Origin of the sequence: Candidatus Poriferisodalis sp. (assembly GCF_965205175.1) — a bacterium.
GTDB lineage: Bacteria > Actinomycetota > Acidimicrobiia > Acidimicrobiales > Poriferisodalaceae > Poriferisodalis.
Genome location: NZ_OZ242038.1, coordinates 401857 through 423712, shown reverse-complemented (window position 1 = coordinate 423712; position 21856 = coordinate 401857). Strand labels below are relative to the sequence as shown.

The following is a 21856-nucleotide window of genomic DNA, read 5'->3' as shown; positions in this document are numbered from 1 at the left end:
CAGAAACCGGAACCCCATGAGCCGAGTCCCGATCAGCGATGCGCCGATGAGCAAAGCACAGTGAGCTGGTGAGGAGGTGGGGGCTGCTGAGCAGATTGCTCGGCTTCAGCGCCGTGTCGGCCGGCACCGTTGCCGTGACCCAGGCGGTGCTGCTGGTGGCGTACGCAGTGCTGGCATGGCCCGCACTCGTCGCCAATGCCGTCGCCGTGTGTGTCGCTGCCGGCCCGGCCTACTGGGCCAACCGCCGCTGGGTGTGGTCGCGCACCGACCGGCACTCGCTGTCCCGCGAGATCCTGCCGTTTTGGACCTACAGCCTCGCCGGGCTGGGCGTCTCATCTGTGCTGGTTGCAGCCGTCGAGGCGTGGTGGGAGTCTGCTGCGGCGGTGTCGGCCGCCAATCTGACGGGATTCGGCTTGCTGTGGATCGGCAAGTTCGTGCTGCTCGAACGAGTGTTGTTCGCCCGCCCGCCCTCGCCGGTGACCTCTGACGTCCCGCAACGATGATCGCAACGACCATGAGGCGCAAGACGTGCGCCCGTCCAGACGTGCGCCCGCCCAGCGGTGAGGCCGCCCAGACCTGCGCCCGCCCAGCGGTGAGGCCCCAGACGTGAGACTGCGGCATTGACGCCCGAGCTGGCGTCGTTGGCCCAGCAGGTGAAGGGCTTCATGCCCCACCATGAGGGCTTGGCGCTGTACCGCGCGGCCCGCGCCGTGGCGTCACGCGGTCCGCTCGTGGAGATCGGCGCCTACTGCGGCAAGTCGGCGGTGTACCTGGGTGCCGCGGCCGCAGAGGCGGGAGGCGTGCTGTTCACCGTCGACCACCACCGCGGTTCGGAGGAGATGCAGGCCGGATGGGAGCACCACGACCCGGACCTCGTCGATCCTCGCACCGGCCGTTTCGATTCACTGCCGCAGCTTCGCCGGACCCTCGAACGTGCAGGCCTTGAGGATGTCGTCGTGGCCGTGGTGGGCGACTCGGTCACGATCGCAGCGCACTGGTCGGATGCCGCGCTGGTGTTCATCGACGGCGGTCACGGGCCGGCACCAGCCCACGCCGACTACGAGGCTTGGTCGCCCAGAGTCATGCCCGGAGGACTGCTCGCCATACACGACGTGTTCCCCGACCCGGCCCACGGCGGCCGGCCGCCCTATGAGATCTGGCTACGAGCCCGAGACGATGGCTACCTCGAGCACGCAGCGGTGGGCAGCCTGCGCGTCCTCCAGAAGCGGGAGACGGTCAGCGGGCCGGTGCGGTGACGAGCGCGTCGGCAGCCGGCGAGCGTCGGTCGAGCGCATCGGCAGCGAGCAGCACAGCAGCAGCCGAGTACGTGGACCGCTCCGCAGGCGGGAACGTCTTGTCCTGCGGCACTACCCAGCCGGTGAAGTAGCTGCCGTCGGGGGCGCGCAGCGCTGAAGTGGCCTCGAAGAGCCGGCGGGCTGTGGTCGTTTCGCCGATGCGCAAGTAGGCGAGCGCGCATTCGCTGGTCTCGGCGGCTGTCACCCATGGTTGGTCGGCCACGCATCGCACGCCGTGGGCGCCCAGCAGGAACTTCGGCGCTCCTGCGGCGAGGCGACTGCGGGCTTGGCCGCCGTCGAGCACGCCGCACAGCACCGGGTAGTACCAGTCCATGGCCCAGCGCGCCTTGGGCTCGAAGCCGTCCGGTCGTCGGCGGATCTGGTGCTGTGTGCGGGCCAGCGTGCGAGCCCACGTGCGGCGCTCATGACCGAGCAGGTCTGCGAGTGCCGAACCGCATCGCAGGGCATGGCAGATCGACGACGAGGCGGTCAGCAGCGCGTAGGACCACGGTGTGCCGTCCACATGGACCGCCCACGGGATGTGGCCGCTGGCGGTGCGCAGGCTCACGACGAAGTCCAGCGCACGCGCCACTGTCGGCCACATCGATTCGACGAAGCCTCGGTCGCCGCTGACCAGCCAGTGGTGCCAGACGCCTGCCGCAACGTATGCGCAGCAGTTCGTGTCGATCTTGGCGTCCTTGACGTCGTGCGCGGTGTAGTAGTTGTGCCAGCTGCCCGCCGGGTGTTGGTGGGCGGCGAGCCAGTCGTATGCCCGCTCGGCAGCGGCCTCGCGGCCCGCGGAGGCCAGCGCCATAGCCGACTCGACGTGATTCCAGGGATCCGCGTGTCCGCCGTCCATCCACAAGATGAGCCCGTCGGGCTGTTGACAGGCTTCGATGGCATCTGCGGTCGCTGAGACTTGGTCGTGGGTGAGCATCGGACCAGTGCGCTCGGCCCACCCCGCGCGCCCAGCGACATGGTCGCGGCCGCGTCGGTCGGCGGCAACCGTCGGGGCCTCTGAAGCGGCGCGCTCAGCGGTCATGTGCGCTGCGGTCTGGTTGGCGAACGGTCGTGGACGGAGTTGTGTCAGTCCCAGCTGCGACGCAGGCCGCGCCGACCGGTGGGGCACCGGCCGTGACGCTCGGCGCCATCTGCTTGCAGGCGTAGAGGACACTCGACTTGGGCAACACGACGCTGAGCAGGCGATCCAGTGTGCGCGTCAGTGCGGGAGCCGCGGTCATGTCCCACACCAGCAGCCGGTGGTAGGACCGAACCCACGGGTTCTCGTCATTCTGGGGACCGGCAAGACACCGCAGCCACCAGTACGGGGTGTGCAGTCCGTGCGCGCCGTGGCTGTCGGCGACCTGCAGGCCCGCGCTCGCCAGCTTCGCCCGCAGCTCGTCGGCGCCGTAGATGCGCACGTGTCCGCCCGGCACGGCTGGCGCGTGGTAGTCGCTGGAGAGCGCCCAGCAGACCCGTTCGGAAACAGGTGCCGGTACGGTGATCGCAATCGTGCCGCCGGGGCGAAGCACCCGTGCCAGCTCGGCGATGGCCAGTTCGTCATCGACGATGTGCTCGAGGATTTCCGCGGCGATGATCCGGTCGAAGCTGGCGTCTGGGTAGGGCAGCGCTGTGGCATCGGCCACGACCGCATAGCTGAGACGCCGGCTTGCAAGCTGACCCGGCGCCGCATCGATCCCTCCGGCACTGAGTTCGGCGGCATCGGGCTCGGCGGCACTGAGTTCGCCGGCGCTGTGCATGGCCGCCAACATCTCGTCGACCACGCGCACCTCGTCCCGATCACGGTCCGAGGCCACCGTCATGCAGCCGCGTCTGGCGCTCTCGAAGGCGTGACGGCCGGCGCCGCAGCCCAAGTCCAGCACTCGGTCGCCGCGCACGGCGCCGAGGCGCTCGTAGTCGACCGTCAGCATCAGCGGGCAGCCGACGCCCAGCGACCGAGGACGCGCCGTTGCCGCAGCGAGGCGTCTGCGAGCAGCGCGCGGTACTGCTCAACGGTCTTGGCGGCTGTCGCCGACCACGAGTACTTCGAGCGCACCCGTGCCCGGCCGGCAGCCCCGACGGTGGCGCGCAGGTCAGGCTGAGCCAGCGCCCAGCCGATGCGCGCAGCGAGCGCTTCCGCGTCGCCGGGCGGCACCTGCAAGCAAGTCTCGCCGTCGGTGCCGGTGACTTCGGGCAAGGCGCCGCCGGTGGTGGTGACCAACGGCACACCGCACGACATGGCCTCGACCGCAGGCAGCGAGAAGCCCTCGTACAGCGACGGCACCACGGCCAGCTGGGCTTGGTTGTAGAGCTCGATGATGCGCTCGTCGGGCACGCCGCTCACGAACTCCACGCTGCCGCCTAGATCCAGCTGCTCAATGAGCCTGCTCGCTGCCGAGTCGTCCTTGGGTCGACCGATCACGACGAGATGCAGCGCTGGGTTCTCGGTGCGCAGCTTCGCCAACGCTTCGAGCAGGTAGGCGAGTCCTTTCATGGCGACGTCCGCGCTGGCGGTGGTCATGAGTCGCCCGGGCACGGGCGTCACGCTGTCGAGGGGCCGGAACTGCTCGGGATCGACACCGACGGTGACCACCGCCAGCCGCGCCGGATCCACCCCCATGTCGGCCACGATGTCGTCGAAGCTGCTGGTCGACACGGTCACGATGCGGTCCAGCCGTCGAGCCACCCGGCCCTGCATGCGGGTGAACGCGTAGAAACGGCGCATCGCGAGCCGCTTGCGTCTCGTGGGCGCGTGGGCGATTTCGAGGCGCCGGTCCACGGTGATGGGGTGGTGGATGGTGCCCAGCGTGGGCATGCCGCAGCGCCGCAGCCAGTCGATGCCGTAGCCGAGGCACTGGTTGTCGTGTACCAGGTCGAACGCGTCGAGCCGTCGGCGCAGTGCCCCGAACGCTCGCAGGCTGAACGTCAGCGGCTCGGCGAATGACGCCGTGGCGGTGATGGCGTACTCCGCTACGTCGACGACCGAGCGAAACTCGGCAAGCTTGGGCACGCGGAACGGGTCGGGCATGCGGTACAGGTCCAAGCTGGGCAGCCGGGTCAGCCTGACGTCGCCGTCGAGGTGCGGGTAGGGCGGCCCGCTGAACACTTCGACGCTGTGGCCCAGCGCAGTCAGCTCCCGAGCGAGGTGGCGGACGTAGATGCCCTGGCCGCCGACCCACGGATGGCCGCGGTAGGTCAGCAGAGCGACACGCAGCGGTGCCTCGCTGTCAGCCGATCCGTGAGCGGACCGCGTGCCTGCTGGTCCGGTGCCGGTAGCCATCGCTGCATCTCTCCATCGCTGACCCCACCCAACACTGCGTTGGGCCTTCACGCTCTTCGCCCGACGCTGCCTCCGCCCGCCTGCGACATCTCGGGATGGCCTTCTCGGACGTGTGTCGGCAAGGCATGCCGGCGATGCAGTCGCGTGGGTCAGGCGAGGCTAGCGGCTAGTTCGCGTGAGGCAGTTGACGGCTGCTGCGGGCTTGGCGCGGCTGATGCTGCTGTCAAGCTGGTTCATTGTGGACACGCGGGGCGGCGGGTGCTATACATGGCGCGGCGTGACTGGTGCTCGGGTTGGCGGCGTGTGCTTGCACGGAGTAGCCTACGAGGGTTCGCCGCCTACGTGTGCGGGACAATGGCGATGCGTCGAGAGTGGTGTTGATGTTTGACAGCGGTTTTGTTGCGCGTTTGGGATGCCGTCCTCGGGGGGGGGGGGGGGGTCGGTGCGTGGCTGATGGGCGGCGGTGCGGTTGGCGTGGTTGGGGCTGGGGGTTGGTTGGGGTAGTGCTGTTGGTGGGGTCGGTGGTGGTGGTTCCTACGGGTGTGGGTGGCCAGAGTTCGGTGCCTGTGGCGCCGGTGGGGTTGGTGCCGTTCGGTGGTGATGGTGCGGTGGGGCTGTATTGGCATGATCCGGGGGATGCGTCGATTATTCGGTATGAGTACGTGCTCGGCACTGCTCGGAGTCCGGTGGTGTCGTCGTCGGATTGGCTGGCGTTGTCGGGTTCGGGTGCGTCGACCACTTCGTTGACTGTGTCGGTGTCGAGCACGGAGCAGCACTTCATCAAGATTCGGGCGGTGAACGCGACTGGCAACGGCGCGGCTTCTGCGGTGATCGCGGTGCAGCCGATGATTTTTCCGAATACGTTGATCGCGATGAGTGTGAGCCCGGGGCGGACGGGCGAGGGCAATGCGGGTGTGACGGCGGACGTGACGTTGTCGGTGACGTTGCCTGCTGCGGCGCCGTCGGGAGGCAGGACGATGGCCTTGGAGAACGCGTCGGGATCGGCGACGGCGGCGGCGACGTGGAACTCGAATTACACGAAGGCGACGTCGTGTTCGGCGCCGAATCCTGCTGCGGCTGACATTTGTTGGCCGAACGGTCGCACGATCACGATCGACGAAGGGCAGACGCAGGGTTCGTTGACGTTCAGCGTGCGGGGTGACGCGACGCAGGAGTCCGCGACCGAGTACCTAGTGATCAGAATCTTGACCGGCAGCCCCCCGTTCCAATTGAATGGCTGGGCGCGGCTGTTGATCACCGACGACGACGGCGACAACGCGCCGGCCACGACTACGACGACCACCACTACGACTACGACGACCACCACTACGACTACGACGACCACGACTACGACTACGACGACACCGACGACTACGACTTCCACGACTACGACGACGGCGCCGACCACCACAACGACGACTACCACCACCACAACGACGACGACGACGGTGCCGGTGCCGGCGAAGCCGTCGGGTGTGGGGTTGGCGAGGGTTGGGACTTCTAATCGGTTGAGGGTGACGTGGAGCGATCCGGGTGATTCGACGATTACGGGTTGGCAGTATCAGTGGCGGCCTCCGGGCGGGTCCGACAGTGGCTGGTATTCGATTGGGGGTTCGGGGGCGTCGACGACGTCGCACACGATTAGGCGGTCGGGGGGTTTGGCTGCGGGTGTGTGGCGGATGCAGGTGCGGGCGGTGAACGCGACCGGCACGGGGCCTGCGTCGGACTGGGCGACGTTCACCGTCGCCGCCGCCACAACGACAACTACGACCACGACTACGACCACATCGACGACGACTGCGGCGGGGGTGCCTGCGAAGCCGTCGGGGTTGTCGTTCAGTCGGCGTGGGAGTACGAACACGTTTGATGCGTCGTGGACGAATCCGAATGACGTGACGATCAATCGGTGGGCGTATCGGTGGGAGTATCCGGATGAGACGCGTTCTACGTGGAGGAATGTGCCGAGTTCGGGCAGTTCGACGACGTCGTTGGCGTTCGGTCCGGTGTCGGGGATTACTGATGGCAGGTGGAGGTTGCAGATTCGGGCTCGTAATCCGTCCGGCTGGGGGCCGGTGTCGGACTGGGCGGTGTTCAACGTCGGTGCCACCACAACGACCACTACGACGACGACTTCCACTACTACGACCACCACGACCACAACCACCACCACGACTACGACAACCACTACGACCACTACGGCGCCGACTACGACGACGGCATCGCCGACCACTACGACTTCGACGACTGCTGTGACGACCAGCACGACGACGGCGGCGCCGCGGTCTTCGTCGGGTGGAGGCTCCGGCGGCGGTTCGGGCGGCGGCGGGGGTGGTGGCTCTGGCGGTTCGGGTGGTTCTGGTGGTGTGGTGGTGTCTGGGAGGCCGTGGCAGCCGTCGGGGGTGCGCGTCGAGTCGGGCGGCGGTGTGCTGCTGGTGTCGTGGTCGGTGCCGGGCGGCGGTGCTTGTGAGGCGTCGGGGTTCTTGGTGCGGGTTCGCGAACGGTCTCGTGGCGGCGGGTCGGGTGTGGGGCGTGTGGTGGCGGAGTCGCTGGTGCTGTCGGGCACCACGAGCTGGCTGGTGACCGGTCTCGACCCCGGGGTGAGCTACACCGCGGAAGTGCTGGCGTACAGCGCTGTGTGCTGGAGCTTCTCGCCGCCGGCGACGCGCACGTTCACCGTGACCGCAGCAGGCAGGCCGCCCGGTCCGCCGAGGCGGCCGTTGATGAGCCCGATGCCGGTGCAGGAACTGAAAGTGGACACTGCGAAGCCGGGTCGGGTGACGGTCACCTGGACGAAGCCGGCTGCCGTGCCCGATGTGCAGCGCGATGTGCGTTGCGCGTACACCCGTCCGGGTGTGCCGCACTGGGTGAAGACCGTCCGCTACGCGTACGCAGTCCACAATGTGACCACCGGCGAACGCGTCGGGGCGGGCACCTTCGAGTCCGCCGGCCCCACCCTCTCCCGCACGGTCACGCTCACCGGTCACGCAGCAGGCGCCGGCTACCGGCTGCGGGCAAGCGTCGTCGCTTATTCGGAGACCTGCAAACGCTGGTCCGCGATACGCCGCGTCTTCTGGTGGACCAAAGCCCCATAGCCGCAGTCGTCAGCCGCGCCGCCCGCGCGTTAGCTGCAGCCCAAAGCTCGACAGGTCGGTGCGGTCACCGCGAGCCTGCATCTGGCGGGCGGCGAATGACCTGAGCGAGGTGAGCGGAACGCGACCAGGCAAGCCGCGGAGACTGTGCAACATCCGTTGTTCGGGGCGAGTGGTCTCACCGGTGAGGGCGGAGTGTGGGCAGGGGCCTCCGCGCGCAGTTCTGCGACGCCACCCACCCCGCGCGTTCAGCAGATGCGTCGCAGCTGTTTGAGCACGGAGGCCCCTGCCCACGCTCCACCCGGACGAGACACTGCCGGCAGCCGTGCTGCCACGCACCCCGCGCGTTCAGCAGATGCGTCGCAGCTGTTTGAGCACGGAGGCCCCTGCCCGCGCTCCGCCCGGACAAGACGTTGCAGGAGGCATCGGCGTCGCAACTGTTCGGGCACGCAGGCCCCTGCCCGCGCTCCGCCCGGACAAGACGTTGCAGGAGGCATCGGCGTCGCAACTGTTCGGGCACGCAGGCCCCTGCCCGCGCTCCGCCCGGACAAGACGTTGCAGGAGGCATCGGCGTCGCAACTGTTCGGGCACGCAGGCCCCTGCCCACGCTCCGCCCGGACACAACCCTGGGGAGCGGCACCGTGCAGCCCGAGAGGGGGACCGGGCGGGCGAACGGGGCGGGTACCGTTCGCAGCCCATGGCCGATGCCGCCCGACCTGCCGCCGCGCCGACAGGACTGCTGCCGGCCGATCACCCCAGCCATCGCTTGAGCGACAGCCGCTACCTGCGCGCCGCCCGCTGCCAGCCGACCGAACGCGTGCCGGTGTGGTTCCAGCGCCAGGCAGGCCGCTCGCTGCCCGAATACAGGGCCCTTCGCGGCGAGGGCAGCATTCTCGACGCCATCGCTGACCCGCACATCGCAGCCGAGATCACGCTGCAGCCGGTACGCCGATACGGGGTCGACGCGGCCGTGCTGTTCTCCGACATCGTGGTTCCCGCCGCGGCAGTCGGCTTCGGCATCGACATCGTGCCCGGCGTAGGTCCGGTCGCCGCAGAGCCGTTTCGCAGCCGGGCCGACCTCGGGCGGCTGCCGCTGCTTGATGCCGACGTTCACACTGCCCACGTGCTGGACACGGTGCGCTTGGCGTGCGCCGAGCTGGCGGTGCCGCTCGTGGGTTTTGCCGGTGCGCCGTTCACGGTGGCCAGCTACCTGATCGAAGGCCGTCCGTCGCGTCAGCACCTGGCGACGAAGTCGCTGATGCACACGGACCCGAAGCTGTGGCATGACCTCATGGAACGTCTCGCTGCTATCGCCGTCGCGTCGATGCGCTCGCAGGTGCTTGCGGGCGCCAGCGCAGTGCAACTGTTCGACTCGTGGGCCGGAATCCTCTCGCCCGACGACTATGCGGCATTCGTTGCGCCGCACAGCACGCGGGTCTTCGACGAGCTGGCCGACCTCGGCGTGCCGCGGGCGCACTTCGGCGTCGGCACCGGGGAGCTGCTCGACCAGATGGCGCTCACTGGCGCGGACGTGGTGGGGGTGGACTGGCGCGTGCGGCTCGACGTCGCGCGCCGACGCGTGGGTGAAGGCGTGGCCCTGCAGGGGAATTTGGACCCGGCGCTGTGCGTGGCCGGATGGCCTGCGGCGCGGGTCGCAGCCGATCGCATCTTGGAACAAGGCACCCAACGGCCCGGCTTCATCTTCAATCTCGGTCACGGCGTGCTGCCCGAGACCGATCCGGCGGTGCTCGAACAGCTCACGCATCACGTGCAGGCGTACCTCCCGCCGCAAGCCCATCAGCACCCTTGAGCCGTCGTGACTAGGCGGGTCGTGGTGGTGGGGGGCGGCATCACCGGACTGAGCGCCGCCTACCGACTGCTCCACCCCGTCGACGCGCGAACGGCTGTGCCCACGGTGGTGCTGATCGACAGCGCCGAACGCTTGGGCGGCAAGATCTGTACCAGCGCTTTCGACGGCCGCATGGTCGACGAGGGCGCCGACGCCTTCTTGCTCCGGGTGCCGTGGGCTCGGGAACTCTGCGAAGAGCTAGGCATCGGGGCCGAGCGCATCTCGCCAGCGGTCGGCGGCGCCTCGCTGGTGCATCGAGGTGCACGAGGCCCGCAGCTCACATCGCTGCCCGACGGACTGGTGGGCGGCGTGCCGACGCGGCTGCGGCCGCTGCTCCGCTCCCCGCTGTTGGGACCTGTGGGCAAGCTGCGCGCCGCGGCGGACTACGTGCTGCCGAGCCGGTACACGGCTCGCCGATCAGCCCCTGCCCGGGTCGAAGCTGGCCGGGCGGACCCTGCCCAGGTCGGCGCTGTCAGCGTGGGCGAACTCGTTGCATCCCGTCTCGGGGCGGCGGTGGCATCCAGCGTGGTCGATCCACTGCTCGGCAGCATCGGCGCGGGTGCCATCAGCCGACTGGACGCAGCAACGTCGGCGCCGATACTGGTCGACGCGCTCGCACACAGTCGCTCGCTCATGCGGGGCCTGCGCCGACTGCAGCCGGCCTCTCCCCCTTGGCACCGAAGCGGAGCGGCTGCCGCGAGTCCAGCGCCGATCTTCGGCAGCTTCGAGACCGGCATGGGCCGGCTGGTTGACGCGCTGACCGCACGGCTCGACGACTGCGACATGCGGCTAGGCACCCCGGTGGAAGCGATACGCAGTTCCGGAGCGCAGCTCGCCGTGGACACCGGGTCTGAGGCTGGGTCCGAAACCGGGTCTGAGGTGTTCACCGCGGATGCTGTCGTCGTCGCCGTGCCCGCTCACGCTGCCGCGCAGATGTTGCCGGGCGCGCCCACGGCAGCGGCGGAACTCGCGCGCATCGAGTACGCGTCGGTTGCGGTGATCACGCTCAGCGCCCGCTGCGAGGCCATCGAGACGCCGACCGAGGCAGGCTTTCTCGTCACCCGCGATACGGGATGGCTGACCACAGCCTGCAGCTACGGCTCCGCGAAGTGGCCCAGCTGGTCGGGCGCCGGCGCCCCGACAGCGGTGCTGCGCGTCTCGGTCGGCCGCGACGACGACGATCGACACACCCGACTCGACGATGCCGCACTGCGGGATGCCGTGCTTACCGAGCTGTCGAGCCTTGCGCCGCTGCGCGGCCTGCGTGACCCGGGAGCGGTCACTGCATGGCGCGTTTCTCGCTGGGCGCAATCCCTGCCGCAGTATCGACCGGGCCATGGACGCCTCGTCGAGCGCATCGACAGCGCGCTCAGCCGAGAACTCCCCGGTGTGTTCGTGACCGGCGCGGCGCACCGAGGCCTCGGCATTCCCGCGTGCATCCGTCAGGGCAACGAGGCGGCGGCAGCAGTGGTGGCACATCTGGGTCTCGACCGGTCCGCCGGGCCGCCCGGTGCGCTGCGGCCGGCCCATGACTCGCCGTAGCCGACGTCGCCGGCTGGCGCGCGACAGCCTCGCGTGCGCGCTCGGAGCGCTCACCATGCTGTCGCTGCCGCCTTGGGGGCTGTGGATCGCGGGGCCAGTCGGCATCGGCTTGTGGCTGCGCTGGTGCAACCGCGGCACTGAGCGCTGGCGCGATCGGCTCGAGGTTGCCGCGGCGTTCTGGCTGGGGGCCTACGGGCTCGGTCTGTGGTGGATGACCGAGCTGACCGTTCCGGGATGGATCGCCGCAGTGCCGGTGGAGTCGCTCATCATGGCACTGCCGCTGTCGCTGATTTCTGGGCAAGCCCGGTGGCGCGCCATCGGTGTCCCTGCAGCGCTGGTGCTGGGCGAGGCCGTGCGATGGCGGGTGCCCTTCGGCGGTGTGCCCATGTCCAATCTCGCACTCGGACAGGTCGACGGGCCGTGGCTCGGCTCGGCGCTGTTCACCGGTTCGCTCGGAGTGATCGGGCTAGTGGGCCTAGGGGCGGTCATCGTGGAGCGGCTGTTTGTGCGCGACTGGCGAGCAGCACTCGTGCCCGCGGCAGTGGCGGTGGGCGTTCCGGTCGCTGCGGCGGCATGGCCCGCAACCGAAGCCGACGCTGCAGTCGCCGTTGCGGTGGTGCAGGCCGGCGGCGATCTGGGAACCCACGTCGACACGCCTCAGCGCAGCGTGCATCTCCGCCACGTCGAAGCCACGGACTCTTGGGCCGGCAGCGCCGATCTCTTGGTGTGGAGCGAGAGCAGTACGTCCAGCGACGGACCCTTGGAGGCGTCGGCGAACCTCGCCGAGCTGGAATCGCTGGCCGAGCGCCGAGACGTGGTGCTGATTGCCAACTTCTACGAACGCGACGCAGACGCGCAGCGGTTCCGCAACGCCACGGTCGCCATCGACCCTGACACGGGGCTGTTGGACCGCTACGACAAGGTTCACTTGGTGCCCTTCGGCGAATACGTGCCGTTGCGGCGCCTAGTCGAGCCGTTCGCTGACTTGTCGCTGATCTCGCGTGAAGCCGTTGCCGGGCGCGGCCCCGGCGTGCTGAAGACTGCCCTCGGCGACATCGCCGTTGCCACGTCGTTCGAGGTGTACTTCAGCGAGACGGTCCGCGCCGGCGTGCGCGCGGGGGGCCGCATCATCGCCAACCCGACGCTGGCGTCCTCCTACAGCACCCGAGCAGTGCCCGCTCAGTCGCTGGCCAGTGCCCGACTGCGGGCTGTGGAGACCGACCGCTGGGTGCTGCAGTCCTCCACCACCGGCTACAGCGCCGTCATCTCGCCCGACGGCGCCGTCACTCACCGAAGCGAGTTGCGCGAATCGGTCGTGCTGTCCGCCACGGTGGCGCTCCGGTCGGGTTCGACGCCCGCCACGGCTCTCGGTTCGTGGCCGCTGGTCGCTACAGCGGCTGCGGCGCTCGCCTGGATCGGCGGGCCGGCCCGAACGCGCCGCGGCCGCGCGCAGACATGACGTCTGACTCAGGAATCGTGTCTCGCCGGTAGCCTCGTTCGGCCCCAGAAACGGTGACGAGCCCCAGCGTGAGCCATCCGGAAATCCAGACAGAGCAAGCTCATATCGACCGCGCGTACTCGCTGTTGGAGTCGTCACGGCAGCGTGCGCAGCGATTGCGCACGATGGTCGAAGTGGGGCGCGGCGGCACGCGGCAGGCTCGCTTCGAACGCGATGTGATCGAAGACACCGTCGCAGGACGCCTGAGCCGGCTCGAGATCGGTTCGTCGTCGTTGGTCTTCGGCCGCATCGACCGCCGGACGACACCAGAGGCGGGCGCATGCGAGACGTTCTGCATCGGCCGCCTCGCCGTCGCCGACGAACGTCAGGAGCCGGTGGTGGTGGACTGGCGAGCACCGATCGCGGAGCCGTTCTTCCGCGCCACCGGAGGCCATCCGCTCGGATTGGCGCGTCGACGACACTTCGTCTGCCGCGGCCGCACGCTCATCGACCTCGAGGACGAGATCTTCGACTTCGAGGCTCTCGAGCGCGGCGATGCAGACACTGCCGGCCCGAGGCTGCGCGCCCACGGCGCGCTGTACGCCGCACTCGAACAGCGCCGCGACGGCCGGCTGCCCCAAGTGGTGGCAACGATCCAGGCCGAACAGGACGAGATCATCCGCAGCCCGCGCAAGGGCGTGCTGATCTGCCAAGGAGGTCCCGGTACCGGCAAGACCGTCGTGGCGCTGCACCGTGCCGCCTACCTGCTGTACACGTACCGATTCCCGCTGGCGGGCCAAGGCGTGCTGGTGGTGGGTCCCAATCGGCTCTTCCTGCGCTACGTGGAACGGGTGCTGCCGAGCTTGGGCGAAGCAGGCGTGCATCTGTTCGTTCTGGCGGACCTGTTCAACGAGCTCTTTCCCGAGGTGCGCGTCCGTCTGGCAGATGCGCCCGAGGCAGCACGCATCAAGGGCGACGTCGGGATGGCGCAGGTCGTGTCGAACGCTGTGCGGGATCGTCAGCGAGCGCTGCGCAGCGACCTGCGTCTCGAGTTCGGATTGGGGTACGTCACGCTCTCCGCGCCCGCCTCACGGGCCATCGTGGCCGAAGCACGCCGCCGATTCCGGCAGCACAACGGCGGCCGCGCCTACGTCGAGCAGGCGATCTACGAGGCCATGGCCGGTTCGCATCGCCGCCGCCCCGACCCGTCCGAGCTGCGCCGACGGTTGTCGCACCACCCCGAAGTGGTCGCGGCGCTGGAGCGCATGTGGCCGCTGTTGACCCCCGCCCAACTGCTGCGTGATCTCTACGGGTCGCGTGCGCTGCTGCGGTCTGCTGCTGCGGGAGTGCTGGCCGATGGCGAGCACGAGCAGCTGTACCGGCCGCGGGGCGCCGACGCGGCCGACTACGAGTGGAGCGATGCCGACGTGCCCGTGCTGGACGAAGCCCACGCAGCGCTTGGGCCGCGCTCACGCAAGCACCGCAACGAGGCCGAGACGCGTACCTACGGCCACATCATCGTGGACGAGTGCCAGGACCAGTCGCCGATGGCGCTGCGGATGATCGCCCGACGGTCGCTCAACGGCTCGATGACGCTGGTGGGCGACATCGCCCAAGCCACGTCCGCGCATGCGCCGTCAAGCTGGGACGAGATCCTCGCCCACCTGCCCTCAGGCCCCGCCGCCCCGCGGACGTCCGAGCTCACCGTGAGCTACCGCATCCCGGCGCCCAGCCTGCGGCTGGCCAATCGGGTGCTCGCGGCGGCTGCGCCGGACATGGCGCCGCCCGCAGCGGTGCGCATCGACGGCCCGCCGCCGCGGTTCGTGACGGTGCGGCCTGCTACAGGCGCGACGGGGCCGGCTGTTGATGGCTCGGCTGCTGTCGAATTGGGTGTCGCGCCGGCTGGAGCGGGGCTGGCTGGTTCGGCGCTGGCTCGAGCAGTGCTCGATACCGTGCTCGTCGAGGTGTCGGAGCTGGACGGAGGCGGCGTGCTGGTGGTGTCGCCCGCCGAGCACATGGACGACATCGCTGCGCGGTTGGCCGACGCCGGCGTGGATTTCGGTCGCGCGACCGCGGCCAGCCGAAACGCCACCGGCGCGTTGCACCCCCACATCACCCTGGCGCCGGTGCGGCTGTGCAAGGGCCTCGAAACCGACGGCGTGGTGGTGGTGGAGCCTGCCGCGATCGTCGAGGAGGCCCCGCAGGGCTTGCGTGCGCTGTACGTGGCGCTCACCCGCGCCACCAAGCGCGTCGCGGTGGTGTCGTCGCGGCCGCTGCCTGCACCGCTCCGCACCGTCGCGGCATCGCGTGACACCTCGGCCTGATCGCGTACCATTCGCTCGGCAAGCAGCGAGTTGGCGAGGACAGGAGATTCGCATGGCCGAGGTGACCGTGACCGTTCTGAACAATGGGCCGCTCCTGGTCCGTGGCGTGTGCCAGATCGACGATCACGACGGGAACAGAGTTGCCGACAGCGATTCGGTCGTGGCGCTGTGCCGCTGCGGCGAGTCGAACACGAAGCCGATGTGCGACGGCAGCCACAACCAAGGCTTCGACGGCGCGCTGAACCCTCCCAGCTAGCCGGCGCTACCCGGCTGGCCGATTGCCGACCGGTCGGATGCCGACCGGCTTGGACGACATCACCGCCCGCGAGACGTTCGCCGCGATGCACCCGGCGCTAGCGGGCTTCTCTGCGCCGACGGCTGCTTGGTTCGCGTCCACGTTCGCTGCCCCGACCGAGTGCCAAGTCTCTGGATGGCAGGCCATCTCGGCCGGTCACCACTGTCTGATCGCGGCACCCACGGGTTCTGGCAAGACGCTCGCAGCGTTCTTGTGGGCCATCGACCGGGTCATGTGCGAGCCGGAGCCGCCCCGTGCCGAGCGCACGCGGGTGCTGTACCTGTCGCCGCTGCGCGCGCTGGCGGTGGACGTCGACAAGAACCTGCGAGCGCCGCTTGCGGGCATAGCACTCGCGGCTGAGCGACTCGGCGTCGACGTGCATCTCCCGACGGTGGGGGTGCGCACCGGCGACACCAGCGCAGCCGAACGACGACGGCTCGTCGCACGTCCCCCCGACATCGCCATCACCACGCCCGAATCGCTGTACCTCATGCTCACCTCGCAAGCGCGTGAGACGCTGCGGTGGGTGCGGTGGGTGATCGTGGACGAGATTCACTCGGTGGCCGCCACCAAGCGCGGCACGCACCTGGCACTGTCGCTGGAACGACTCTGCGAGCTGACAGCCCGCGGCACCCCGAACCGTGCGCCGCAGCGCATCGGGCTGTCCGCGACCCAGCGCCCGCTGTCGGAGGTGGCCAGATTTCTCGGCGGCAACGATCCTGCACGGCCATCGTCGCGTCACGTCGAGATTGCCGACGCGGGCACGACCAAACAGCTCGACGTCGAGATCATCGTGGGCGTATCCGACATGGGCGACCTGGCGTCCGCCGGCACGGTGCCTTCGGGGGCAGGCGCAGGGCCCGAAGCTGCCCGGCGCGTCGACGTCGACGACGACTTCGCTCCGCCGGCCACACACGCGGACGAGCAGCCCGAGACCCACTCCAACAGCATCTGGCCGGCGATCCACCCGCGCCTGCTGGCGCTGATCTACGCCCATCGCTCCACCATCGTCTTCGTCAACGCGCGCCGCTTGGCCGAGCGGCTGGCCGCGCGGCTCAACGAACTGCATTTCGACGGGCTCAACCGTGCCGCGGAGGCGCAGGGCACCTCGCCCTCGGAAGGCGCCCTCGTGCTGGCACACCACGGCTCGCTCAGCCGTGAGCAGCGGCTCAGCATCGAGGACGATCTCAAGGCGGGGCGCGTGCGCGCCATCGTGGCCACGTCGTCGCTGGAGCTGGGCATCGACATGGGCGCTGTCGACTTGGTGATCCAAGTGGCCTCGCCGCCGTCGGTCGCGGCGGGCATGCAGCGCATCGGCCGCGCCGGCCATCAGGTGGGCGAGCCGAGCGTGGGCAAGATCTTCCCCCGTCACCGAGGCGATCTGGTCGAGGCGGCAGTAGTGGCGCAGCGGATGGGATCCGGCGAGATCGAGTCGATCCGCTACCCGCGCCAGCCGCTCGACGTGCTCGCCCAGCAGATCGTCGCGATGGTCGCGGTCGACGACTGGACGGTCGAGAACTTGCTGGGTGTGGTGCGCCGCGCAGCGCCCTACGAGCAGCTCAGCGAGGAAGTGTTCTGCTCGGTGCTGGATTTGCTGGCGGGCCGCTACCCGTCGGAGGAGTTCCGAGAACTGCGGCCGCGCATCGTGTGGGATCGCTCCACCGGGACGCTGCGGGCACGGCAGGGCGCGGGCCGTCTGGCAGTCACCAACGCCGGCACGATTCCCGACCGCGGGCTGTATGCAGTGTTCACCACCGACGGCTCACGCGTGGGCGAGCTCGACGAGGAGATGGTGTACGAAGCCCGCGTCGGCGAGACGTTCCTGCTGGGAGCATCGACCTGGCGGATCGCAGAGATCACGTTCGACCGTGTCGTGGTCACGCCGGCGCCGGGCGAGCCGGGCAAGATGCCGTTCTGGCACGGTGACGGGCCGGGCCGGCCGCTGGAGCTGGGCCGAGCGGTGGGGCAGTTCGTTCGCACGACCAGCGACGAGCTTCCCGCCGATCTAGAAGCCCACCTGATGCAGCTCGATGCCGCAGCAGAGCACGCCCGCGTCGCGAAGAGGCGAACGGACAAGGCGGCGCAACCGACCGCACAGCTGATCGAACGGCTCCAACGCGAGCACTGCTTGGACCGAACCGCCGCGGTCAACGTGCTGCGCTATCTGGACGCGCAGCGATCAGCCACCGGCGTCGTGCCCGACGATCGCACGATCGTGGTGGAGCGCTTCCGCGACGAGATCGGCGACTGGCGCGTCTGCATCCTGACCCCGTTCGGCGCTCGGGTGCATGCGCCGTGGGGCATCGCGCTGGGTGCCAAGTTCGCCGAGCGAGGCGGCGAGGCGAACGGCGCCGCCGGCATCGAGCTGCTGTGGAGCGACGACGGCATCGTGCTGCGGTTGCCCGATGTGTGGCCGTCAGAAAGCTGGCCACCAGACAACGCGACTGAGCGTCCGGCGAGCCCGAGCGGCGTCGGCGGCCGGCCTGCGCTGGACCCGTCGGTCACCGATACGTTCGATGCAGGGCGCGCGCCGGTGCTGGACGCAACGGACTTGGCGCTCGACCCCGACGACGTGCGGGAAGCCATCGTGGGTCACCTGCCGTCGACGGCGCTGTTCGCCTCGCGATTCCGAGAAGTGGCAGGCCGAGCGCTGCTGCTGCCGCGCCGTCGTCCCGGCGAGCGGGTCCCGCTGTGGCAGCAGCGCCAGCGCTCCGCGGGCTTGCTGGAGGTGGCGGCCAAATACCCCAGCTTCCCGATGCTGCTCGAGACCTCCCGGGAATGCCTGCAGGAGGTGTTCGACGTGCCGGCGCTGGTCGAGGTGCTGTCTGACGTCAGGTCTCGCAAGATTCGCATGGTCACCGTGGACACCGACGGCGCCTCGCCCATGGCGCAGAGCCTGCTGTTCGACTGGATCTCGGTGTTCATGTACGGCGGCGACGCGCCGCTGGCGGAGCGACGAGCAGCAGCCCTGGCGCTGGACAGCGACCTGCTGTCGGACCTGCTGGGCGCCGAGGAGCTGCGCGAGCTGCTCGATGCCGAGGTGCTGGCACAGCTTGAGCTGGAGCTGCAGCGCCTGGCGGACGGGCGGAGGGCCCGCAGCACCGACGACCTGGCGAACGTGCTGGCTCGGGTCGGCGATCTCAGTGCGGCCGAGCTGTCGCACCGCTGTGATCCAGACGCCCAAGACTCCGTCGAGGCGCCGGGCGGCAGGTGGCTGGCCGAACTGGTGGCCCAGCGCCGCGCAGTGGAGCTTCGCGTCGCGGGCGAGCCGCGATATGTGGCGGCGGAGGATGCTGCCCGCTACCGAGATGCGCTGGGTTGCGCTTTGCCGGTGGGTCTGCCCGCTGCGCTGACCGTCGACGTGCTGCCGGCGGGAACCGATCCGCTCGACGAGCTGGTGGCTCGGTTTGCCGCGACTCACGTGCCGTTCGAAGCCGAAGCCGCTGCTGCGCGGCTGGGCATTCCGGCGGCGCGTGTGGCGGCGGCGCTGAGCCGGCTGGAGACGGCGCGCCGGGTGACGCGGGGCGCGTTCCGGCCCGGCGGCACGAGCCCCGAGTGGTGTGACACGGCGGTGCTGCGCACCATTCGCCGCCGTTCACTGGCACGGCTGCGGCGCGAGGTGGAACCGGTGCCACCAGAGGCCTACGCCAGGTTTCTGGCGGCGTGGCACTGTCTGGACCGGCCGCGTCGCGGCGCCGACGCGTTGGCGGACGCCATCACGCAGCTCGCGGGAGCACCCGTCGCGGCCTCGATCCTGGAGACCGACGTGCTGGCAGCCCGGGTGGCCCGCTACAGCAGCGCCGAGCTGGATGCGCTGCTGGCCGGCGGCGAGCTGGTGTGGATCGGATCGGGTTCGCTCGGTCCCAACGACGGGCGTGTTCGGCTGTACTGGCGCGACGAGATAGCCACACTGGCACCGCCGGCCGCCGACGCGCCAGCCGACCCGGTGGCCGCAGCAGTGCTCGACCACCTCGGCGAACGCGGCGCGGCGTTCTGGCCGGACCTGCTCGGTGCCGTCCACGCTGTTGGCGCGAATGAGCCTGTCGCAGACGTGGCCGGCCTGTCTCAGCGGTTGCTGGCCGCGTTGTGGGACTTGGTGTGGGCAGGGTGGATCACCAATGACACCCTCGTTCCGCTTCGGGCACTCGGCCCTCGCCGGGCGACTCGGCGGGCGCGTCCCCCAGCTGGGCGTGCTTTGGCCGGGCGAACGGCGGGGCAATCAGGCGCGCGCCGTTCCGGAGTGCTCACACGCAGCGGACCTTCCCGCCGCCCGGGCCGGCTGCGCACGGGCGGCCCGCCGAGCGCAGCCGGTCGCTGGTCGCTGGTGTCGCCACTGCGCGAACCGGCACCGTCGCCCACCGAGCGTGCCCACGGCGGCGCGCAGGCACTGCTGGAACGACACGGCATCGTGACCCGACCCGGCGTATTGGGCGAGAGCCACCCGGGGGGCTTCGCTGCGGCGTACGGCGTGCTGCGCGCGCTGGAGGAGCGAGGCAGTGTTCGACGCGGCCACTTCGTCGAGGGCCTCGGCGCGGCGCAGTTCGCGACTGCGGCTGCAGTGGAGCGCTTGCGTGACCACCGCGAGGGCAGTGGAGACGTGCTGCTGCTCGGTGCCGCCGACCCGGCTCAGCCCTACGGCGCTGCGTTGGGTTGGCCACCGAGCGGGGGCAGGCCCAGCCGCAGCACCGGCGGCCATGTCGTGCTCGCCGACGGCATCCCGCTGGTGATGCTGGAGCGCGGCGGACGTTCGCTGCACACGTTCGAGCACGCGGCGGACGATCTGCGCTGGATCGACGCGCTGCGTGACGGTTGGGCCGCCGCGCGTCTGACCCGGGTCGAGCTGGCCCGCATTGACGCCGGCCCTTCAGCCGACCACCCGATCTGCGACACGCTCGTCGCCAACGGCTTCACACCTGGCTACCGCGGTCCCACCTTGCAACCGTGAGTTCAACGATGAGTCGAGTGGCCTCGCCGTTCGGAAGGATCATTGCTCAAGGCCCATAGCTCACCGAATGGGAGCGCGTTACGGCCAATGCTCAATGTAGTCCGTGAGCCATGAGTCATCAGCGTCACAGTCGTACTGCTCGTGGGGAGGCCAAGGTTCAGGCATTTTTTCTGAGTCTTGAGAGGTGTCCGAGGTGTCGATGGGGTTGGCAAACGAGGCGACCACCTTGTCGCCCACCTTGATTCGGTCGCTGCGGCCGACCCACAGAGACTGTGACTCCTCGTCGTACAGCGTCGGAAGCCATGCGATTGCGTGTTCGAATCCGCGACCATGGTCATCCGACCGATGAAGCGGCGGAGTCCGGAAATGCGGCACGAGGTCGGGCAGCAGCAGCATGGTGCGACGGCCGGGTTGTTCTAGCCCGGAGTCGTCAATGACGAGCACACAGTTCCCTTCGATGACGAGCCGACCCTCAAGTCCCATAGTGTGAGCAAAGCCGTAGGTGCCTCGGCGGGGATGTTGCCACATGCCCTCAAAACTCGGCATGTACGCGGTAGACGGTCGCTCCGGTATACCGACATGATCGCATCCCACGAGTAGAGGTATGACGCTCAGCGCTACAGCGACTATGCGCCGCCGACTATGCGCCGCAATGATCTGTGCGTCTCGTCCAAGCACATCTCCTCATGTTCTCTCGCCGAGCGGTGCGACCGGGCGAGACGGCTCGCCACGAGCGCTTCGCTGATACCGGCATAGCACACCCTCAGCGGGTGTTGTGCGCGCGGCCAGATGTGGCGGACGGTCTGGTGGGCGCGGGCGCAGTCCGCCGGGCACGATGGGCCCGGTCGCGATGGTCGGCGGCACCGGGGGCGGGGTAGCGTTGCCTGCTGGTCAAGCACCCCACCGCTCAAGACCACGCCGTCGCAGACCACGCTGGTCGCGACGCTGGCCCTGCCGCTACATCCCACCCCGTTCTCGATGCCCTGTGCTCGCTGTTCTCGAAACTCGCCGAGGAGGCCCCGTGTCCGCTGAAGCACCTGCACCACCTGACGCGCCGGCAGCACCGCCTACGCACGCAGCAGCGACGGCTCTCGCAGCCACCAAGATCTACGGCTCGGGCGACACCGAGGTGCGTGCGCTCGACGCCATCGATGTGGAATTCCGCAAGGGCCAGTTCACCGCCATCATGGGGCCGTCAGGGTCGGGCAAGTCCACGCTCATGCACTGCATGGCCGGACTGGACCGTGTGACCGACGGGAAGGTGTTCATCGGCGACACCGACATGTCCGAACTGTCCGAACGCGACCTGACGCTGCTGCGCCGCGACAGCGTGGGCTTCGTGTTCCAGGCGTTCAACCTGATCCCGACGCTGACGGCGCACGAGAACATCATGTTGCCCATGGACCTCGCCGGCAGACAGGGCGACGGCGACTGGATCGACGAGGTCATCGGCGCCACCGGCCTGGCTGACCGCCTCACCCACCGGCCCAGCGAGCTGTCGGGCGGGCAGCAGCAGCGCGTGGCGGTGGCGCGGGCGCTGGCCGGCAAGCCGCAGGTGATCTTCGCCGACGAGCCCACCGGCAACGTCGACCTCAACACCGGCGCCGAGATCCTGGGTTTCATGCGCAACGCCGTGGAGAAGATGGGCCAGACCATCGTGATGGTGACCCACGACGCGGTAGCAGCGGCGTATGCGGACCGGGCGGTGTTCCTGGTGGACGGCAAGATCGTGGACGAGTTCGACGGCCCCACGCCGGAGACCATCCGCACCCACATGAACGAACTCGGCGCCTGAGCCG

The 21856-nt window shown here is 69.5% G+C and carries 14 protein-coding genes; 10 read left to right on the top strand and 4 right to left on the bottom strand.

The annotated features are described in order from the left end of the window. The first annotated feature begins 68 nt into the window (after positions 1-68). Positions 69-503 (top strand): GtrA family protein, encoded by a 435-nt coding sequence (locus ACOGI4_RS01795; RefSeq protein ID WP_419842251.1) that lies wholly within the window; start codon positions 69-71, stop codon positions 501-503. Positions 504-620: 117 nt separating this feature from the next. After that, positions 621-1256, top strand: a complete 636-nt coding sequence (locus ACOGI4_RS01790; RefSeq protein WP_419842250.1) for a class I SAM-dependent methyltransferase — start codon at positions 621-623, stop codon at positions 1254-1256. Here the strand turns inward: ACOGI4_RS01790 and ACOGI4_RS01785 are convergent. Genes ACOGI4_RS01785 through ACOGI4_RS01775 form a run of 3 tightly spaced genes read right to left on the bottom strand, consistent with a single transcriptional unit; the run spans position 1237 to position 4575 of the window. Further along, positions 1237-2337, bottom strand: coding sequence for a prenyltransferase (locus tag ACOGI4_RS01785; protein ID WP_419842249.1), 1101 nt, complete (start codon positions 2335-2337; stop codon positions 1237-1239). The two genes, ACOGI4_RS01790 and ACOGI4_RS01785, sit on opposite strands and share 20 nt — an antisense overlap. Further along, positions 2327-3226, bottom strand: a complete 900-nt coding sequence (locus ACOGI4_RS01780) for a class I SAM-dependent methyltransferase (RefSeq protein ID WP_419842248.1) — start codon at positions 3224-3226, stop codon at positions 2327-2329. Before ACOGI4_RS01780 ends, ACOGI4_RS01785 begins: the two co-directional genes overlap by 11 nt. Further along, the gene (locus tag ACOGI4_RS01775; protein ID WP_419842247.1) at positions 3226-4575 is read right to left on the bottom strand and encodes a glycosyltransferase family 4 protein; all 1350 of its coding nucleotides are present in this window, start codon (positions 4573-4575) and stop codon (positions 3226-3228) included. The genes ACOGI4_RS01780 and ACOGI4_RS01775 overlap by 1 nt, the downstream gene beginning before the upstream one ends. Before the next feature lie 503 nt (positions 4576-5078). On the opposite strand from ACOGI4_RS01775, the gene ACOGI4_RS01770 reads away from it, so the two are divergent. From ACOGI4_RS01770 to ACOGI4_RS01740, 7 genes are all read left to right on the top strand, one after another. Further along, positions 5079-7667, top strand: coding sequence for a fibronectin type III domain-containing protein (locus tag ACOGI4_RS01770; RefSeq protein ID WP_419842246.1), 2589 nt, complete (start codon positions 5079-5081; stop codon positions 7665-7667). Positions 7668-8361: 694 nt separating this feature from the next. Next, positions 8362-9474, top strand: coding sequence for a uroporphyrinogen decarboxylase (hemE, locus tag ACOGI4_RS01765; protein WP_419842245.1), 1113 nt, complete (start codon positions 8362-8364; stop codon positions 9472-9474). A gap of 6 nt (positions 9475-9480) precedes the next feature. Continuing rightward, positions 9481-11055, top strand: a complete 1575-nt coding sequence (gene hemG, locus ACOGI4_RS01760; protein ID WP_419842244.1) for a protoporphyrinogen oxidase — start codon at positions 9481-9483, stop codon at positions 11053-11055. Positions 11056-11110: 55 nt separating this feature from the next. Beyond that, positions 11111-12514: an apolipoprotein N-acyltransferase gene (gene lnt / locus ACOGI4_RS01755; RefSeq protein WP_419842243.1), complete on the top strand. Its 1404-nt coding sequence runs from the start codon at positions 11111-11113 to the stop codon at positions 12512-12514. A 68-nt stretch (positions 12515-12582) separates the two neighbouring features. Next, positions 12583-14817 carry a HelD family protein gene (locus tag ACOGI4_RS01750; protein ID WP_419842242.1) on the top strand — a complete coding sequence of 745 codons (2235 nt, stop codon included), beginning with the start codon at positions 12583-12585 and terminating at the stop codon, positions 14815-14817. A gap of 52 nt (positions 14818-14869) precedes the next feature. Then, positions 14870-15073: a CDGSH iron-sulfur domain-containing protein gene (locus ACOGI4_RS01745; RefSeq protein WP_419842241.1), complete on the top strand. Its 204-nt coding sequence runs from the start codon at positions 14870-14872 to the stop codon at positions 15071-15073. A 37-nt stretch (positions 15074-15110) separates the two neighbouring features. Beyond that, a complete protein-coding gene (locus ACOGI4_RS01740; RefSeq protein WP_419842240.1) occupies positions 15111-20057 on the top strand; it encodes an Lhr family helicase in 4947 nt (1648 codons plus the stop codon). Between the two features lie 78 nt (positions 20058-20135). Here ACOGI4_RS01740 and ACOGI4_RS01735 read toward each other — a convergent pair whose 3' ends face one another. After that, positions 20136-20603, bottom strand: a complete 468-nt coding sequence (locus ACOGI4_RS01735; RefSeq protein ID WP_419842239.1) for a hypothetical protein — start codon at positions 20601-20603, stop codon at positions 20136-20138. A 475-nt stretch (positions 20604-21078) separates the two neighbouring features. On the opposite strand from ACOGI4_RS01735, the gene ACOGI4_RS01730 reads away from it, so the two are divergent. After that, positions 21079-21852: an ABC transporter ATP-binding protein gene (locus ACOGI4_RS01730; RefSeq protein ID WP_419842238.1), complete on the top strand. Its 774-nt coding sequence runs from the start codon at positions 21079-21081 to the stop codon at positions 21850-21852. The last annotated feature ends 4 nt before the right edge of the window (positions 21853-21856 follow it).

What these genes read in the sequence shown, in the direction of transcription:
- ACOGI4_RS01785 (WP_419842249.1), bottom strand. Translation starts at nt 2,337, where the DNA reads ATGACCGCTGAGCGCGCCGCTTCAGAGGCCCCGACGGTTGCCGCCGAC.
- ACOGI4_RS01780 (WP_419842248.1), bottom strand. Translation starts at nt 3,226, where the DNA reads ATGCTGACGGTCGACTACGAGCGCCTCGGCGCCGTGCGCGGCGACCGA.
- ACOGI4_RS01775 (WP_419842247.1), bottom strand. Translation starts at nt 4,575, where the DNA reads ATGGCTACCGGCACCGGACCAGCAGGCACGCGGTCCGCTCACGGATCG.
- hemE (WP_419842245.1), top strand. Translation starts at nt 8,362, where the DNA reads ATGGCCGATGCCGCCCGACCTGCCGCCGCGCCGACAGGACTGCTGCCG.
- lnt (WP_419842243.1), top strand. Translation starts at nt 11,111, where the DNA reads ATGCTGTCGCTGCCGCCTTGGGGGCTGTGGATCGCGGGGCCAGTCGGC.
- ACOGI4_RS01745 (WP_419842241.1), top strand. Translation starts at nt 14,870, where the DNA reads ATGGCCGAGGTGACCGTGACCGTTCTGAACAATGGGCCGCTCCTGGTC.
- ACOGI4_RS01740 (WP_419842240.1), top strand. Translation starts at nt 15,111, where the DNA reads ATGCCGACCGGCTTGGACGACATCACCGCCCGCGAGACGTTCGCCGCG.
- ACOGI4_RS01735 (WP_419842239.1), bottom strand. Translation starts at nt 20,603, where the DNA reads ATGCCGAGTTTTGAGGGCATGTGGCAACATCCCCGCCGAGGCACCTAC.